General features: G+C 62.1%; 17 protein-coding genes, 1 other RNA gene and 1 riboswitch. Of the genes, 6 read left to right on the top strand and 12 right to left on the bottom strand.

What is annotated here, in order from left to right; translation table 11 throughout:
* Window positions 1-59: 59 nt before the first annotated feature.
* From smpB to ARUE_RS14050, 3 genes are all read left to right on the top strand, one after another.
* Window positions 60-530 (top strand): SsrA-binding protein SmpB, encoded by a 471-nt coding sequence (gene smpB / locus ARUE_RS14055; protein ID WP_011775311.1) that lies wholly within the window; start codon window positions 60-62, stop codon window positions 528-530.
* A gap of 97 nt (window positions 531-627) precedes the next feature.
* Window positions 628-996: a transfer-messenger RNA gene (gene ssrA, locus ARUE_RS23585) on the top strand.
* Window positions 997-1,170: 174 nt separating this feature from the next.
* Window positions 1,171-2,154 (top strand): S1C family serine protease, encoded by a 984-nt coding sequence (locus ARUE_RS14050; protein WP_187329887.1) that lies wholly within the window; start codon window positions 1,171-1,173, stop codon window positions 2,152-2,154.
* A 25-nt stretch (window positions 2,155-2,179) separates the two neighbouring features.
* Here ARUE_RS14050 and ARUE_RS14045 read toward each other — a convergent pair whose 3' ends face one another.
* Window positions 2,180-2,554 carry a hypothetical protein gene (locus tag ARUE_RS14045; protein ID WP_286139753.1) on the bottom strand — a complete coding sequence of 125 codons (375 nt, stop codon included), beginning with the start codon at window positions 2,552-2,554 and terminating at the stop codon, window positions 2,180-2,182.
* Window positions 2,555-2,585: 31 nt separating this feature from the next.
* Between ARUE_RS14045 and ARUE_RS14040 the strand changes: the two genes are divergently transcribed.
* A complete protein-coding gene (locus tag ARUE_RS14040) occupies window positions 2,586-4,040 on the top strand; it encodes a DHA2 family efflux MFS transporter permease subunit (RefSeq protein ID WP_014922209.1) in 1,455 nt (484 codons plus the stop codon).
* Between the two features lie 18 nt (window positions 4,041-4,058).
* On the opposite strand, the gene ARUE_RS14035 is transcribed toward ARUE_RS14040, so the two are convergent.
* From ARUE_RS14035 to ARUE_RS14005, 7 genes are all read right to left on the bottom strand, one after another.
* Complete coding sequence (locus ARUE_RS14035; protein WP_011775307.1) at window positions 4,059-4,772, bottom strand: metal-dependent transcriptional regulator; 714 nt, start codon at window positions 4,770-4,772, stop codon at window positions 4,059-4,061.
* Between the two features lie 9 nt (window positions 4,773-4,781).
* On the bottom strand, window positions 4,782-5,606 hold the full coding sequence (locus tag ARUE_RS14030; protein ID WP_286140381.1) for a class I SAM-dependent methyltransferase: 825 nt from the start codon (window positions 5,604-5,606) through the stop codon (window positions 4,782-4,784).
* Window positions 5,607-5,691: 85 nt separating this feature from the next.
* On the bottom strand, window positions 5,692-7,101 hold the full coding sequence (locus tag ARUE_RS14025; protein WP_014922207.1) for an aminotransferase class V-fold PLP-dependent enzyme: 1,410 nt from the start codon (window positions 7,099-7,101) through the stop codon (window positions 5,692-5,694).
* A 31-nt stretch (window positions 7,102-7,132) separates the two neighbouring features.
* Window positions 7,133-7,246: riboswitch (SAM riboswitch) on the bottom strand.
* 180 nt (window positions 7,247-7,426) lie between these two features.
* Window positions 7,427-8,239: a histidinol-phosphatase gene (gene hisN / locus ARUE_RS14020; protein WP_011775305.1), complete on the bottom strand. Its 813-nt coding sequence runs from the start codon at window positions 8,237-8,239 to the stop codon at window positions 7,427-7,429.
* A gap of 55 nt (window positions 8,240-8,294) precedes the next feature.
* A complete protein-coding gene (gene rsgA / locus ARUE_RS14015; RefSeq protein ID WP_011775304.1) occupies window positions 8,295-9,410 on the bottom strand; it encodes a ribosome small subunit-dependent GTPase A in 1,116 nt (371 codons plus the stop codon).
* A gap of 2 nt (window positions 9,411-9,412) precedes the next feature.
* Window positions 9,413-10,783: a 3-phosphoshikimate 1-carboxyvinyltransferase gene (gene aroA / locus ARUE_RS14010; protein WP_043470431.1), complete on the bottom strand. Its 1,371-nt coding sequence runs from the start codon at window positions 10,781-10,783 to the stop codon at window positions 9,413-9,415.
* 6 nt (window positions 10,784-10,789) lie between these two features.
* Window positions 10,790-11,305 (bottom strand): DoxX family membrane protein, encoded by a 516-nt coding sequence (locus tag ARUE_RS14005; protein ID WP_011775302.1) that lies wholly within the window; start codon window positions 11,303-11,305, stop codon window positions 10,790-10,792.
* A 181-nt stretch (window positions 11,306-11,486) separates the two neighbouring features.
* Between ARUE_RS14005 and ARUE_RS14000 the strand changes: the two genes are divergently transcribed.
* Both ARUE_RS14000 and rsrA read left to right on the top strand, forming a co-directional pair.
* Window positions 11,487-12,284 carry a sigma-70 family RNA polymerase sigma factor gene (locus ARUE_RS14000; RefSeq protein WP_011775301.1) on the top strand — a complete coding sequence of 266 codons (798 nt, stop codon included), beginning with the start codon at window positions 11,487-11,489 and terminating at the stop codon, window positions 12,282-12,284.
* Window positions 12,281-12,541 (top strand): mycothiol system anti-sigma-R factor, encoded by a 261-nt coding sequence (rsrA, locus tag ARUE_RS13995; RefSeq protein WP_011775300.1) that lies wholly within the window; start codon window positions 12,281-12,283, stop codon window positions 12,539-12,541. The genes ARUE_RS14000 and rsrA overlap by 4 nt, the downstream gene beginning before the upstream one ends.
* A gap of 130 nt (window positions 12,542-12,671) precedes the next feature.
* Here the strand turns inward: rsrA and ARUE_RS25090 are convergent, their stop codons facing one another.
* The 4 genes from ARUE_RS25090 to ARUE_RS13980 all read right to left on the bottom strand — a co-directional run bounded on the left by ARUE_RS25090 (window position 12,672) and on the right by ARUE_RS13980 (window position 15,526).
* Entirely contained in the window at window positions 12,672-12,746 is a 75-nt protein-coding gene (locus ARUE_RS25090) for a 50S ribosomal protein bL37 (protein ID WP_369299106.1), read from the bottom strand.
* Window positions 12,747-12,859: 113 nt separating this feature from the next.
* Complete coding sequence (locus ARUE_RS13990; RefSeq protein ID WP_011775299.1) at window positions 12,860-13,474, bottom strand: PadR family transcriptional regulator; 615 nt, start codon at window positions 13,472-13,474, stop codon at window positions 12,860-12,862.
* Complete coding sequence (locus ARUE_RS13985; RefSeq protein ID WP_014922204.1) at window positions 13,474-14,322, bottom strand: DUF4097 family beta strand repeat-containing protein; 849 nt, start codon at window positions 14,320-14,322, stop codon at window positions 13,474-13,476. Before ARUE_RS13985 ends, ARUE_RS13990 begins: the two co-directional genes overlap by 1 nt.
* 103 nt (window positions 14,323-14,425) lie before the next feature.
* Complete coding sequence (locus ARUE_RS13980) at window positions 14,426-15,526, bottom strand: serine hydrolase domain-containing protein (RefSeq protein ID WP_286139752.1); 1,101 nt, start codon at window positions 15,524-15,526, stop codon at window positions 14,426-14,428.
* Window positions 15,527-15,532: the final 6 nt, after the last annotated feature.

Raw genomic sequence — 15,532 nt, 5'->3', positions numbered from 1 at the left:
AGGCTATGCCGCGCTGGCGTACACTAGTTGAAATCCGCATCTAACCAAGGAGTTCTACCGTGCCCAAGGAAAGTGGCCGTAAGGTAGTGGCCACCAATCGGAAGGCCCGGCATAACTACCATGTCATGGACACCTATGAGGCAGGCATTGCCCTCATGGGAACAGAGGTGAAGTCCCTCCGTGAAGGTCATGCCTCCATGGTTGATGGCTTCTGTACCTTCTACAACGACGAACTCTGGATGGAGGGCATCCACATCCCTGAATATCATCAGGGGAGCTGGACCAACCATGCCGCGCGGCGCCGTCGTAAACTCCTGCTGCACCGCGATGAACTGGACAAGATCTCGCAGAAAATTCGCGAGTCCGGATTCACCGTGGTGCCTCTCCAGCTCTACTTCCTGGATGGCCGGGCCAAGGTGGAAATCGCCATCGCCCGCGGTAAGAAGGATTACGACAAGCGCCAGACACTCCGTGAGCAGCAGGACAAGCGTGAGTCCCTGCGCGAGTTGCGGGAACGCAACCGACGCTAGGCAGCGCGTGTCCGGGAATGATCCGCCGGATGAATGCGTTATGATGAGTAGTCCGACAGGAGTTTAAGAACTCTTGCCGGGTTTGGTAACAAAATACGGGGATGATCGGTTTCGACGATGTTAGTCGCGACAGGTGAAGCGGGCCGAGGATGCAGAATTATCTCGTAAACGCTGTCTGCAAACCAATAAGTGCCGAATCTAAGCGCACTGACTTCGCTCTCGCTGCCTAAGCAGTAAGACAGTCCGTCAGCCCGGGGTTGCTATCGCCCCGGTTCCTGGCGTCATTTAGATAGCCACTGCTGTTTGCCTTCGTCATTGAGGTAAACGGGACTCTTAGATGACTGGGCCCGGATCAGCCACCTGTTCGCAGGATGGCTGGGGCCGAGAAAATCCGACGCGAACTGCGCCCGGAGAAGCCCTGACAAAACGACATCGGACGGGGGTTCAATTCCCCCCATCTCCACCCCGGAAAGCCCTCGGATCCTCGTGATCCGGGGGTTTTCTTTTGCCGAATGCACCGTGCGTTCACCTACGGCGTAGCGTGTTCAGGACTACCGGCACCTGCTTGGCAGTTGTACTTGTTGGGGCTTTGCCGAAGGATCGCGGTTAAGCGTGGCTGGATATTGGCAGGAGGCACGTGATGAGCACAAATCCGGCATTCGAAGAGCAATCCGCAGACGACCATGAAGCCTTGGATGCGTACTCCCGGATCGTCATACGCGTTGCTGAATCAGTGACGCCCCATGTTGCCGCGATCGAGATGACAAGTACTGACCGCCGTGGCCGGGTCCGTGGGGGAAGCGGCTCCGCGGTGGTCTTCACCGCCGACGGATATATGCTGACCAACGCGCATGTAGTGGCGGGCATCCAGTCCGGCCGGGCTGTATTCGCTGATGGCAAGCACACTGATGTGGAGCTGGTGGGAGCAGATCCACTCTCCGACCTCGCAGTGGTCCGTGGCCTGAAGTCCACCCCGCCGCCGGCATTGCTGGGCAATGCCGACACGTTGCGGGTAGGCCAATTGGTGATTGCCGTGGGGAATCCGCTGGGCCTGGCCGGTTCGGTGACCGCTGGCGTAGTGAGCGGATTGGGGCGGTCCATTCCCGTGAGGGCGGGGGAGCACAGGCGTGTGATCGAGGATGTCATCCAAACCGACGCCGCCCTGAATCCGGGAAACTCCGGGGGTGCATTGGCCGACACAAGGGGACGAATCGTGGGCATCAACACCGCCGTTGCCGGCCTCGGGCTGGGACTGGCAGTACCAATCAACACCACGACACAACGGATCATCGCGTCGCTGCTGAGGGACGGCCGCGTTCGCCGCGCATACCTTGGCCTGGTCAGCACTCCGATACCCCTCGATGCGAGTGCGGTGGTACGGACCGGCCAGAAGGAGGGTCTGCGGGTGGTGGAGGTCATTCCGGGCTCGCCTGCGGAGTTGTCCGGACTTCAACCGGGGGACGTGGTGTTGCGTGCGCAGGACCGTGCGGTTTCCAGCGCTGAAAGCCTGCAGAAGTTGCTTTTTGCCGACGCTATCGGCGAGCCTTTCCCCTTGACGGTGCTCCGCGAAGGCAAGGCCCTGAAGATCACAGCCGTGCCATCCGAAATGAGTCAGCCGGCCTAGGTGTTTGCCGGCTGAGGCTCCCTGTCTAGCCTTGGTCCTCACGAACGTCCACCACGCCGATGAAACGGCTTCCGACGCCCTCGTATTCGCTGCGTACGTCGCCGAGGAAGAGTTCGGGAAGTTCGTTGTTTCGGTGGGTGCCGCAGAAGACGAAGGAGAAGTCCGGCCACCATTTCTTGGGGCGAACGGCTTCGGAGTAGCCGCACACAGCGCATGTCAGATGAACCCAGACGGGTCGCTTGCCGGTGCGGTTGGCCCGGGACTGTACCAGCCACGCCGGGGGGTTGTCCTGCATCTCCCTGAGCTCGGCCTCTGAGAGGCGGGACGGAATGCCGTGGCGTTGGGCCATTTCCATCGAAATATCAAGGGCCAAGGCGGCATCACGTCTGCTAATCACCATTCAACGATACGGGACTTCCCCGGCGTAGGCTGTGCACATGACTGACGCAGCGGCCCTCCTGCCGAGAACTCCGCTCCAAAAGCGCGTACTTGTGGTGGCGATTGTGGCTTCGTTCATCGCGATCCTTGATGGATTTGTGGTGAATCTCGCACTTCCGGCGATCGGGCGTGAACTGGGTGGCGGCCTGGTCATTCAGCAATGGGTGGTGGACGCGTACTTGCTCACCTTGGGGGCGTTGATCCTGGTGGCCGGCTCATTATCCGACCATTTCGGCAGGGCAAGGATTCTTGAATGGGGCCTCGCCGGTTTCGCGCTGACCTCGGTCATGTGCGGGCTGGCATGGACCGGAGAGGTGCTGGTGGTTTCGCGGGCTCTCCAAGGGATCGCTGGCGCCCTCCTGGTTCCGAGTTCGCTTGCCATGATCATCTCGTCGTTCTCAGGCCCGGCGCAGTCGAAGGCCATTGGGCAATGGTCCGGCTGGACAAGCGCCGCGGCCATTGTGGGTCCGCTCATCGGTGGTGTGGCCGTGGATCTTCTGTCCTGGCGGGTCATCTTCTTCATCAACGTCATACCCGCGGTTGCCATTTGGCCCATGCTTGCCGGTCTCCGGGCGTCCGATGCCACGAGGGACAAGAGCAAGAGCATCGACTACCTGGGGGCTTTCCTAGCCATGGTGGGCCTGGGAGGACCGGTGTATGCCTTCATCGAACAGGGGAGGATGGGATGGAGCAGTGCCCAGGTATGGGCTCCGTTTCTGGTGGGTGTAGTTGCCATGGTTCTGTTCCTGGTTCACGAGTCCAGGACTGCTGAACCCATGTTGCCGCTGAGACTTTTCAGTATCCGCAACTTTGCCTGGGGTAATCTCGCCACGCTGGCCATCTATGCCGCCATTTCCCTGGGCTTCTTCGTGTTGGGCATCTATCTGCAGCAAGTGGGCGGCATGGGCGCCACGGTGGCGGGTATGGCGCTGCTTCCCGGCACAGTCATCCTGATGCTGGGTGCATCGTACTTTGGCGGCCTCGCTGGCAAGTACGGGCCAAGATGGTTCATGACGATCGGCCCCTTATTGTGCGGGGCGGGGTTCCTGATGTCGCTGTCTGTTCAGGACCCGCTCAACTACTGGACGCAGGTGCTCCCGGGGCAGATTGTCTTTGGCCTTGGCCTGGCGACGTTGGTGGCGCCCCTGACGGCCGCCATCCTGGGCGCTGTCCCTTCGGAGGAGGCCGGGATTGGTTCGGCCGTGAATAACGCCGTGGCCCGTATAGCAGGCCTGATCTCCATCGCCTTCGCCGGGGTGATTGTGGGGCCGGCTTTCACTAGGGACGGACTCTACAACGCCTTGCTGGTAACAGCAGGCCTGTTCCTGATCGGGGCGGTGGCGTCCGCCGTCGGAATCCGGAACCCGGTACAGGAAGTCGCGACAACCACTCTCAGCGAACCTGATACAGCCTCCGACGACGGCGGTGCGGCCGGGCAGCGCGGCTGACCTCTGAGGCGCCCCGGCTTAACGGGCCGGAAGAACGCACCCTTCGTGCGTCTCGGAGCTCTGGACCCAGAGGGCCGAGGTGACTTCGTCCGCGAGGTCGAACTCGCGGCCTTTTGCGCCGCTGCCGATGCGCACTACCAAGGCTCCGCCGAAAGGTTTACGGCCCACGACTTCGACCGGTGCGTCCAGGGATATCTCCTCCGAGGCAAGGTAGCGCAGGAGGTCCGGATTTTCGTCGCTGATTCGTGTGATGCGGCCCGAGTGGCCCTGGTCCAGTTCGATCATCCGGTAGGCGTGCGGCAACTCGACTGAACCATCGGCCGACGGAATAGGGTCGCCGTGCGGGTCCCGGACAGGATGGCCAAGCTTGGCAGACATACGCTCTATGAACGTATCGGACACCGCATGTTCCAACATTTCGGCTTCGTCATGGACTTCGTCCCAGCTGTAGCCGAGTTCCTCCACCAGGTACGTCTCAATGAGCCGGTGCCGGCGAACCATGGAGAGGGCGAGCCGCATACCTTGAGGGGTCAGCCTGATGGCGCTATAGGGTTGGTGATCCACCAAGCCCTGGTCCTTGAGCTTGCGTACCATCTCGGACACCGAGGAATTGGCCACCCCCAAGCGCTGGGCGAGCTGGGAGGACGTAATTGGTTTGTCCTGCCACTCCGTGTAGGAGTAGATGACCTTGACGTAGTCCTCAATCGAGGAGGAGGGCGTACTGGTCTTCACACCCTAAGCCTACCGTGGCGTCGTGCCCTGAATTTTGAATGCCCGCCAGGTTTGCGTCATGTAGGGCAACCCGATGGTTTCACCCGGGGAATGACCGAGGTGGTCGTGGAGGTACCACTCCAGGTTGTGCATGACCTTCGCCCGGGTGGCATCGTTGGCGCGGAGATAGTAGCTGCGGGACTTGGTCAATTCCATGATGTCCTCCGGCGTCAGGGAATCCTCCCACCTGGTCAGGTGGGATTCCAGGCCTTCGAACTCCGGACCGACGACTGGCCGGAAACCGGGCTTGTGGACATCGCCTGCATGCATGATGCGTGAAAGGCGGTGAACCCAGGGAACCGAAGTGTCCAATTGATTCCAGATCAACCCCAGGACCCCGTGGGGCTGCAGGATCCGGGCGATCTCCGTGCTCGCTGCGAGGGGCTCGCACCAGTGCCAGGCCTGGGCAACGCTGACGACGTCGAATGCTGAGTCCGTCAGTCCGGTTGCCTCTGCCGTTCCCTCCAACGCGTTGACGTGGGGGTAGCTCTTTCGCAATTGCTCCAGCATGTCCGTGGAAGGATCGACGGCGGTGACCGCCAGTCCGCGTTCGATGAGGAGTGCCGTGAACTTGCCTGTGCCCGCACCGAGGTCGGCCGCGGACCGCGCCCCGGGAGGAACGAGCCAATCCAGAGAGTCCTGTGGGTAGCCAGGACGCACGCGGTCATAGTGTTCTCCGCCGTCCTGGAAGCTCTGGCCGAGTTCGCGCCGACGGGCAGCGTGGAGCTTGGGACCTCGCGGTCCAGCGGGTCCGGGAATGCCGGCCGCACCGTTTGCGGGGCCCGGGGTACGCAGGGACACGCAGAACTCCTTCACAGGGTGGCCAAAAGGTACCCTACGAATTTACCGCAGCGGCCGGGACGCCCGGTTCACTGTGTTCTTAGTCGACCGTGCAGGGAGCTGCGCCCGCAGTGCCCGGAGTGTTTGGCGCCCACTCGGGGTAGCTGCGGTGGTCATTGGCGGGAACCCAGCGGCCCTCGTCCACCACGTAGTCCCAGCCCAGTCCGTCGCGCTTGAGCCCTTGGATGCCTGCTAGCAGCCTGGTGGCGTCCTCCAACCGGGAGCCGACGCCGAAGCTGGCGCGCAAAGAGCCTGAGGGAAGCCCGAGGCGCTTGAGGAGCGGGTGGGCGCAAAAGCGGCCATCTCGCAGGCCCACGCCGTGCTCCGCTGCCAGGTAAGCGGCCACCAATCCGGCGTCGAATCCTTCGACGGAGAAATTGACCACACCGATGGTGTCCAAGGAGTCAGTGAAGATCTTGTGGACTGTCACGCCGTCGATGGCCTCCAGGCCTTCCACCAAGTACGAGCGGATGGCAGCCTCGTGGGCGTGCCACGCGTCCTGGTCCAGGCCTGCGAGCACCTGGGTGGCGCGAGCGAGCGTTGCGGCTCCCAGCACGTTGGGGGAGCCGCCCTCGTGCCGTGCGGGGCCGGCCGCCCAGTTGACGGAGTCCAAACGGGCTTCACGGACCGCGCCGCCACCGGCCAGATGCGGAGTGCCGGCGTCGAGCCAGTCGGGACGGCCCACCACGACGCCGGCGCCGAAGGGAGCGTAGAGCTTGTGTCCGGAGAAGACAATGTAGTCGACGTCTGCTTCGGTGATATTGATCCGGCGGTGCGGAGCGAGCTGGGCGGCATCCACCACGATCCGCGCACCGTATTCGTGGGCCAGGGAAGCAAGTTCTGCGATGGGAAGAATTTCGCCGGTGACGTTGGAGGCTCCGGTCACCGCAAGCAGGCTGACACCGCCCTGGGCCAACTCTCCGCGGAGTTTGTCCAGTGTGGCGGACAGGGTGGGGGCCGCTACGACGCTGCGGTGCGGTACACCCTGCCATGGAAGCAGGTTGGCGTGGTGCTCGATATCCAGGTACAGGACCTCGCCTGCGGGCTTGCCGTCGATCTGCGGAAGGCACCCGGCCAGCAGGTTCAAGGAGTCCGTGGTGTTCCGGGTGAAGATGACAGAATCATCCGGCCGCCCACCGACGAAGTCACGGACGATGTTCCTGGAGTTCTCGTACACCGACGTGCTGATTTGGGAGGCGTAGCCTGCGCCGCGGTGGACACTCGCGTAGTAGGGAAGGACTTCGTTGAGGTACGCCGAGACGATGGTCAACGCCGGAGCCGATGCCCCGTAGTCGAGGTTTGCGTAGCGAACATGTCCGCCCTGAATCAGGGGCGCCTGCAACTCGGCGCCGGTAACAGCCGCCAGCGGCCGTGCAGCAGGGGCTGTTTCTGCTGTGGTTTCTGCGGCGAAGGACGGAATGATGTTTGAGTCGAACGTGACAGTGCTCATGGGACCTCACTCAAGAGGGACCCCCGGAGGGGATCCGCGCTTGCCGCATCCGTTCCGGACCGGCCGGGTCGTCACCCGGGGCACCCCACCGCGAATGGAGGGTTGCCGGCCAGCAAACCGGGGTTTAGCGCTGGCACTCGTGACCTGTAAAAAGGCTAGAGCACGTCCGGGGGCCCATCCAAAGCCGCTGCCGATTGTTAAGCCTTTTGTTACGCGGAAGGCAAAATGCCTGCTTCGTCGAATAAAAAACGGCGGAGACCCCCAAAAGGGGGCTGCCGCCGTCGAAAATTCCGTCGCCTACTGGTTAGACAAGGCGATGAAAAGTTTAGAGAAGGTCGTCCAGGCCGGGGTTGAGCCGCTTGAGGACCTCGGAGTGAAGGATCGAGTTGGTAGCCAGTGCATTGCCGCCGAAAGGACCGTCTTCGCCTTCCAGGGACGTGAAACGGCCGCCGGCCTCAGTGACGATGGGGACGAGTGCTGCCATGTCATAAAGGTTCAGCTCAGGCTCGCAGGCGATGTCCACTGCGCCCTCGGCCACGAGACAGTACGACCAGAAGTCACCATAGGCACGCGTGCGCCAGACGTCTTCGGTGAGGTCCAGGAACTCGTCAAGGTTGCCCCTTTCCTTCCAGCCCGAAAGGCTTGAGTAGGACATGGAGGCGTCTGCCAGGCTGGAGACGTTGGAAACTTTGAGGCGAGTGGCCGAGGCGAGGGACCGCCCCATGTAGGCACCCATGTCCTTGGCAGCCCACCAGCGTTTGCCCAACGCGGGGGCGCTCACGACGCCCACGACGGGTTCGCCTTCGTCCACGAGGGCGATCAACGTTGCCCACACCGGAACACCCCGGACGAAGTTCTTGGTTCCGTCGATGGGGTCGATGATCCAGCGGCGCGAGCCGTGGCCGCTGCTGCCGAACTCCTCGCCCAGGACCGCATCACGTGGGCGCGAGCGGGACAGCTGACCGCGGATTGCTTCCTCAGCGGCCTTGTCAGCGTCAGTGACAGGCGTGAGGTCGGGCTTGGTTTCGATCTTGAGGTCCAGCGCTTTGAAGCGATCCATGGTCTGGGCATCGACTGAGTCAGCGAGGACATGGGCAAGGCGCAGGTCATCGTTGTACGTGGAAACGGGATGGGTCATGCCACCAAACTATCCTGAATCGTTCGCCTCATTGGGGACGTGAAGCCGGTAACGATCAGTTGACGGTGCCCAGTTCCTTGGTCTCTTTCGCTTCGAGTCGTGGGTCTGCACCCAGCAAGCGGCGCAGGGAGGCCAGCCGCGCCACTCCTGATGGGCCTGCATGGCCATCGTTCACCCATGCATCAAGCCCGCAATTGGTGGCGGTGGCACCGTGCTTGCAGCCGCGGTCGCAGGTTTCCGTGCCGGGCTCAAGGTCCGGGAAGGAATGGAGGATCCGGTCCGGGTCCACATGCGCCAAGCCGAAGGAGCGTATGCCGGGAGTATCGATGATCCAGCTGCCGGACGGGGCATCGTCCAGCTTCAGCGCCAAAGCCGAGGATGACGTGTGCCGGCCACGGCCCGTCACCGCGTTGACGCCGCCAGTCGCGCGCTCTGCCCCCGTCAGTGCATTGACCATGGTGGATTTGCCTACACCTGAGTGGCCGAGCATGACGGTGACTTTGCCACCCAGATGTGAGCGGAGCTGGGAGACGGCGTCCTTGTCCAGCCGGGCTGAGAGTCCATCATCCGAGCGGGCATCGATGCCGCCGGCCTCGGAGTCAGCCGTACGGCTGATGATCACGGGAAAGTCCAAGCTCAGGTAATTGGCAAGGAGCTCCGCCGGATCCTTGACGTCCGCCTTGGTGATAAGCAGCAACGGCTCGATGCCGGCGTCGTATGCTGCAACCAAAGCACGGTCAATAAATCCGGTACGTGGTTCCGGGTTGGCCGCCGCAACAACCACAACGAGCTGATCGGCATTGGCTACAACCACTCGTTCGATGGGGTCCGTATCATCAGCGCTGCGGCGAAGGAGCGTCTTCCGCTCTTCCACCCGCACCAGGCGCGCCAGAGTGTCGGGGGACCCGGAGACGTCACCCACCAAAGCGACGAAGTCGCCAGGGACAACGGGATTGCGCCGCAGTTCACGGGCGCGGGCTGCAATCACGATGCGCTCATGTGCGGAATCTTCGCCCACAATAGCCCTGTAGCGCCCGCGGTCCACGGTGATGATCCTGCCTATCACGGCGTCGTCGTGGCTGGGGCGATCCTTGGTGCGGGGCCTGGATCCTTTTTTGCTGGGACGGATCCGGACGTCGGATTCGTCCCAGGAACGTGCGTCACGGCCCATGATCAGTTACTGGCCTCATCGGCATCGGTTGGCTGCAGCATGGCCGCCCACATCTGTGGGAATTCCGGCATGGTCTTGGACGTCGTGGCGATGTCCTCAACCTGTACGCCTTCGACGGCGAGACCAAGGATCGCGCCGGCAGTAGCCATGCGGTGGTCGGCATAGCTGTGGACCACGCCCCCGTGAAGGGTCGCCGGCCGGATCACCAAGCCATCGGCGGTCTCTTCCGCGTCGCCTCCGAGGCCGTTGATCTCGGCTACAAGGGCGGCAAGCCGGTCAGTTTCGTGCCCGCGGAGGTGGGCAATGCCGGTTAACCGGGAGGTCCCGGTGGCCAACGCGCACAGCGCGGCAACAGTAGGTGCCAGCTCGCTGGTTTCGTCGAAGTCGGCTCCCTTAATTTCGGCGCCGCCAGTCACTGTCAGCGTTCCGTCCTGGAAGGTCACCTCTGCTCCCAAGGCGGTCAGGATGGTGCGCCACTGGTCGCCCACTTGTGTGGTGCCGGCAGGCCAATTGGGAATGCGGACGGTGCCACGCGTGGCCAGCGCGGCGGCGAGGAAAGGCCCTGCGTTGGAGAGGTCTTGTTCGATACGCTGGTCAAAAGCCCGGATGCGGCCAGGGGAGACCCGCCAGTGGTTGGGTACGGAATCGTCCACGACCACGCCCACGCTGCGGAGGACCTCCACGGTCATGGTGATGTGGTCCAAGCTGGGAACGGGCTTGCCCACGTGCTCCAGATGCAGGCCCTCAACGAAGCGGGCACCCACCAGCAGCAACGCGGAAACGAACTGGGACGATGCGCTGGCGTCAATCACCAGATGGCCGCCCCGGACCTCGCCGGTACCGTCCACAGCGAAGGGAAGGGACGACGGCGTCCTGCCGCCGTCCGCTGCCACCGGAACGCCGAGGGCGATCAAGGCTTCGATGATGGTTCCCATGGGTCTGTTGCGTGCGTGGGGGTCGCCGTCGAAGACTGTAACGCCGTTACGCAGTGCCGCCAACGGGGGAACGAACCGCATGACGGTTCCGGCCAGTCCGCAGTCGATTGCCGTCTCCGCGCCCGACGCAGCCGGATCCATGGGTGTAATTTCCAGGTCCGGTCCGAAGTGGCCGTCACCGGGTACTTCGGTGACGGTTGCACCCAACTGCCGGAGGGCTTGGATCATCAGTGCGGAGTCGCGGGAATGAAGGGGAGCCCTCAACCGTGAGGGACCATCCGCCAAAGCCGCCAACACCAGGAACCGGTTTGTCAGGGACTTTGAACCGGGGACCGTCACCGTTGCGTCCACGGGCCCCTTGGCATGAGGGGCCGGCCACAAGGGGAGCGTGGTGGCGGCTTTTGTTGATTCGGTGTTAGCGGGGGTGGTGCCTGTCATGCTTCCTTATGCTCCAACTGCGTTGTCTACGGCTTTGCGAACTGCTTTGTCTGCGCGCTTGATCTGCTTGCCTGTCACTTTTTTGGCATCGGCCGCCAAGTGTTCTGCCCGCCAGGCAATGCTCGGCCGGCCTTCTGTATCAACTGAGGCAAGAAGCACGCCGCCCGTGAGGGAAATGTTCTTCAGCAACTGGGCCTTGCGGGCGCTCCGGCCTTCCTTCGTGCTGATATCGGCCGAACGCCACTCGACATAGGAGTTCAAGGCCGACGTGATAGCGAGGACCGTGGCGGCGAAGCGGGAGAGTTTGCCGAGCCCGAGCAATGCTCCGGCGCCCAGCTGTGCACCGCCGATGACGCGCGCGAGTGTCTTTTCGTCAGTTTTGAAGGGCAGGGATTCCGAGGCGCGGCGAAGGACGGGTGAGAGTTGCTTCGCAGTGTCGTCCGCGTTCCTGAGCTTGTCCAGCCCTGCGACGACGAAGCTGGACGCGAGCATGGGACGTGCGAGAAAACGGATAACAGACATGTCTTGCCTCCTGGATGGCTTGCCACATTAGTTCGATGAGTGTTGTGCTCAAGGGGTGCAGTCTGCTCTAGTCTTGCACTTTTGCGGAATATTTACCCAGCGGCAGCCGTTGTGAGTTTCAGGTGCGGCGGAGACCGGACCGCGGCATGGTGATGCCGCCTCGCTGAACGGAGTTGGTTTTTTGACTTTGGTGAAGGACCGCATGGTTCTACCGGAGGTTGGGTTTGGTGCGCAGCCGGATTCGCCCACGCTGACAGTAGACTTGGCAACGATGAGCACCATTGAACCGGCCGCAGCGGCCATGTACCAGGCAGCCGACGCGGACGACGACGCAGCTGTTGCACCCGACGTCGATCCTGCTACGGAGACTCCTGAACAGCGGCGGGAGCGCTTCGAGCGCGACGCGATGCAGTACGTGGACCAACTGTATTCGGCAGCCATGCGGATGGCGCGCAACCCCTCCGATGCCGAAGATCTGGTCCAAGAGGCTTACACCAAGGCGTTTTCGGCCTTTCACCAGTACAAGCCGGGTACCAACCTTAAGGCCTGGCTGTACCGCATCCTGACCAACACGTACATCAATCTCTATCGGAAGCGGCAGCGTGAGCCTCTGCAGTCCAACTCGGACACGATCGAGGATTGGCAGTTGGCCAAGGCGGAGTCGCATACCTCCGCGGGCTTACGGTCCGCTGAGACTGAGGCTCTGGACCACCTCCCTGACTCCGACGTGAAGAACGCTTTGCAGTCAATTCCTGAGGAATTCCGGCTGGCGGTCTACTTCGCGGATGTTGAAGGGTACGCCTACAAGCAAATTTCAGAAATCATGAACACCCCGATCGGCACGGTCATGTCACGGTTGCACCGCGGCAGGAAGATGCTGCGGGACATGCTGGCGGACTATGCCGCCGAACGGGGCTTCAGGGCCCAAACCGATGATCAGGCCGCGGCCGGAAGCAACAATCAGGAGAAAGAGAAATGAGCGACTGCCAGGGATTGGGCGATTGCGACGATACGCGAATGCAGCGGATCTACGAGTACCTCGACGGTGCGTTGACCCGCGAGGACCTCACTGAGATCAAGCAGCACCTGGACACCTGCGAGGAATGTGCCGAGCAGTACGACCTTGAGTGCCTCATCCGCACCATGGTCAAGCGCTCATGCACTGAATCTGCGCCGGAAAACCTCAAGAACTCGATTCTTGACAGGATTCACTCCATCAAAGCCGTGGACGCCTGATACAACTCCGGCGCTCCAGAGCTGATCCCTTCACAGGGGGCAACTTCTCCAGCTCTTAACTGCGAAGGACCCGGAAACCGCATGGTTTCCGGGTCCTTCGCTTTTAAGCCTGTGACGCTAAGCCGATGGCTTAGGTGTTGGGACGCTTGCCGTGGTTCGCGCCGCCGCGCTTACGGTCACGACGCTTACGTGCACGCTTGCTCATAGCTGGCCTCCTTCAAGGATTGATACTCAATAAAGCTGCCCTCCAGTTTCGCACATCAGAGCGCTGCGCCGCGAACCGGGCGGGTGTCGTGCTCCCTCGGAGCAGCCCGTTAGTCAGTTTCGCAGCGAGTTCCTGATCGAGATGCGGGCCTGGTCCAATACAGTGCGCACGGTTTCAAGTGCAATGGGAGTCAGCGGATGAGCGGCGCCGTGCTGGCGCAATTCGACACGAATGTCGTCCCTAAAGGACTGGACCAATAGTTCCGCTTCCTTGAGGATGCGCTGACCTTCAGGAGTGTAGCCCGCTGTCCTGCTCCGAAATGCAGCCGAAGAAGCGCTGGTGCGGGCGGCCTCGGCGGTGGCTGCGAGATCTGCCCGCAAGCCGCGCATATTGGTTCGGATGTCCTCCCGCAGATTGTCGGCGAGCCGCCTGACGGAGGCCGAAATTGTGTCCTCTACATCGGCAAGCTCCTGCCGGCGGCTGTCCAGCTCAGCGCGGCCGGCATCAGTGATGAGGTACTTGGTGCGACGCCCTTCGGCCTCCGTGGCAACGAGGCCTTCCTCCTCCAGCTTTCCCAAACGCGGGTAGATGGTTCCGGCGCTGGGGGAGTAGGTGCCGCCGAATCGCTCGCCCAACTCCTTGATCAGCTCATAGCCGTGCTTCGGACCTGTCTCGAGCAAGGCAAGCAGGTACAGTCGCAGGGCGCCGTGCGCAAAAACCGGGGGCATCAGAGGCCCGATTCCCCGGGGGCCGGGTGGCCGTTTTCCGGTGTGGGCGCCGATCCGTGCATGATGTAGGTCTTCCCGGACATCGTGTTGGTCCGAACCAGCATCAGTTTTTCGTCCGGGCCCACAATGGTGTGAACGTTGCTGCCGGGCTGGGCGTACATCTGGTCGTCGATCACCACGGTACCGCTGGCCGACTTCGCCACGATGTCCAGGCCGACATCATGTGGCAGCCGGATAGTCAGGTCTCCGGAGACGGAATTGGCCCCGAGGTCGTTGGTGTAGTCCTGCAGGTCAAAGCTGAGGTCGCCGCTCACGGTGCTCGCACGGACGTTCTTGAACTTGCCCGAAGCGGTGACTTCGCCTGAGACGCTCTTGGCGGTCAGGACGCCGTCGTGGTTTCTGGCGATGACCTCGCCACTGACTGTATTGACGTGCAATTCGCCGCTGGTGCTGTCGGCAAGGACCGAACCGGAGACCGTGTTCAGACGAGTGCGGCCGCTGATTCCCGAGACCATGCCGTCACCGCTCACGGTACCCGCCTCAACGTCGACGCCGGATGGTAGCGCAATGCCGACGATCACCGAGTTGCTGCTGGTGTTGTTGACGGTACCCATCAGGTTGCGGAACCAGCCCTGCGGTCCTTGGAGTTGGTGGCGTACTTCCAGCCTTCCGTCAACAAGCGTGACCGTCAGAGGGTCGCCCGTGATCTCGCTGATCTCGATGCGGACAAACGGCTCGTCGTGCGTCACCACGTCAAAGCGGCCTTTGACAATGCCCAGTTTGAGAGAGCGGACATTCTCCACATCAATGGTTTGCGGGCCCGTCACGGTCCATAGTTCGTCAGACATGATCCCTCCAAGTTGCGATATATCGCGTTGATAGAAAACACGATATATCGCGTCTAGCCAGGAGGCAATGGTTTGTTGACTAATGCCGGACGGCAGGTCAGGGCTATGACCTGTAAATCTTGCCGATGAGCGAGCGGGCGATGATTACCGCGGGATCGCGGCCGTCGGCAGCGGGCGCCAAATTGGTCCACACCACCAACGTGACGGAATTCGCAGGATCGCTGCCCATGAAAGTGTTGAAGCCTGGAAGTTCTCCGGTGTGGCCGTAGAGATTACCGAACTTCGCGATCCCCAAACCATACGAGGCACTGCGCGGGTCGTCCGGGTTCGTGGGCGTGACGGTCTCAAGCCGCTTTTGTTGCAGTTCAGCGTTCAGGAGCTTTCCGTTGACAAGGGCCTCCCCAAGAGTCTTCAGATCAGTGGCCGTGGAGATCCCCGAACCCGCTGCCCAAGCCCACGATGGATTGACGTCAGTGACGTCGTTGGGTGCGAGCGTGCCGGCGTTGGCTTCCTGCTGCATGGCCTCCGGGAGTGCGGGATTCGTCATGGTCATGACGTTGTCCCCGAAGAAGTAGCCCTGGGGATGGGGTTCGGGAATACTGTTCGACGCGATGTCGGGGAACACTGTTCCCGTCATGCCCAGCGGCTCAAAGATGCGTTCCTTGAACAGTTGCCCCAACGGTTTCCCGGCGATCTTTTCGGCGATGAGGCCCAGCAGGACCGTGTTGGTGTTGGAGTAATGGAAACCCTGGCCAGGCGCAAAGTACGGTGGGTGTTTGTAGGCCAGGGCTAGAAGTTCGTCCGGTTGCCAAGCCCTTTGCGGGTCCGTGTCCATGGCCGAATTGAGCTCGAGGGTTTCCGTGTAGTTGAACAGCCCGCTCCGCATGGTCAGCAGCTGATCGATAGTGATGTTGTCCCCGTTGGGAACGTCGGGCCGGTGCCGGGACACCGGATCGTCCAAGGAAAGCTTGCCCTCCTGGACCATCTGCAGAATGGCAGTTGTGGTCCAGGTCTTGGTGACGGAGCCCACCCGGATATGGTCCTCGGTGGATACTGCGCGCTGGGCGTCGCGGACACCAGTGCCGTAAGAAGCCGTGAGGGTCCCTTCGGGGGTCACCAACAACATCACCGCCCCAGGGACAAGGACTTCCTTCGCGGTCCGCTCGAAGTCGGCGCGCAGGGTTCCGGCGTCGAATGGCTGCAACGCAAC

Origin of the sequence: Arthrobacter sp. Rue61a, from assembly GCF_000294695.2 — a bacterium.
In the GTDB taxonomy this organism is placed as follows: Bacteria; Actinomycetota; Actinomycetes; order Actinomycetales; family Micrococcaceae; genus Arthrobacter; species Arthrobacter aurescens_A.
This window is presented reverse-complemented; position numbering and strand designations above follow the sequence as displayed.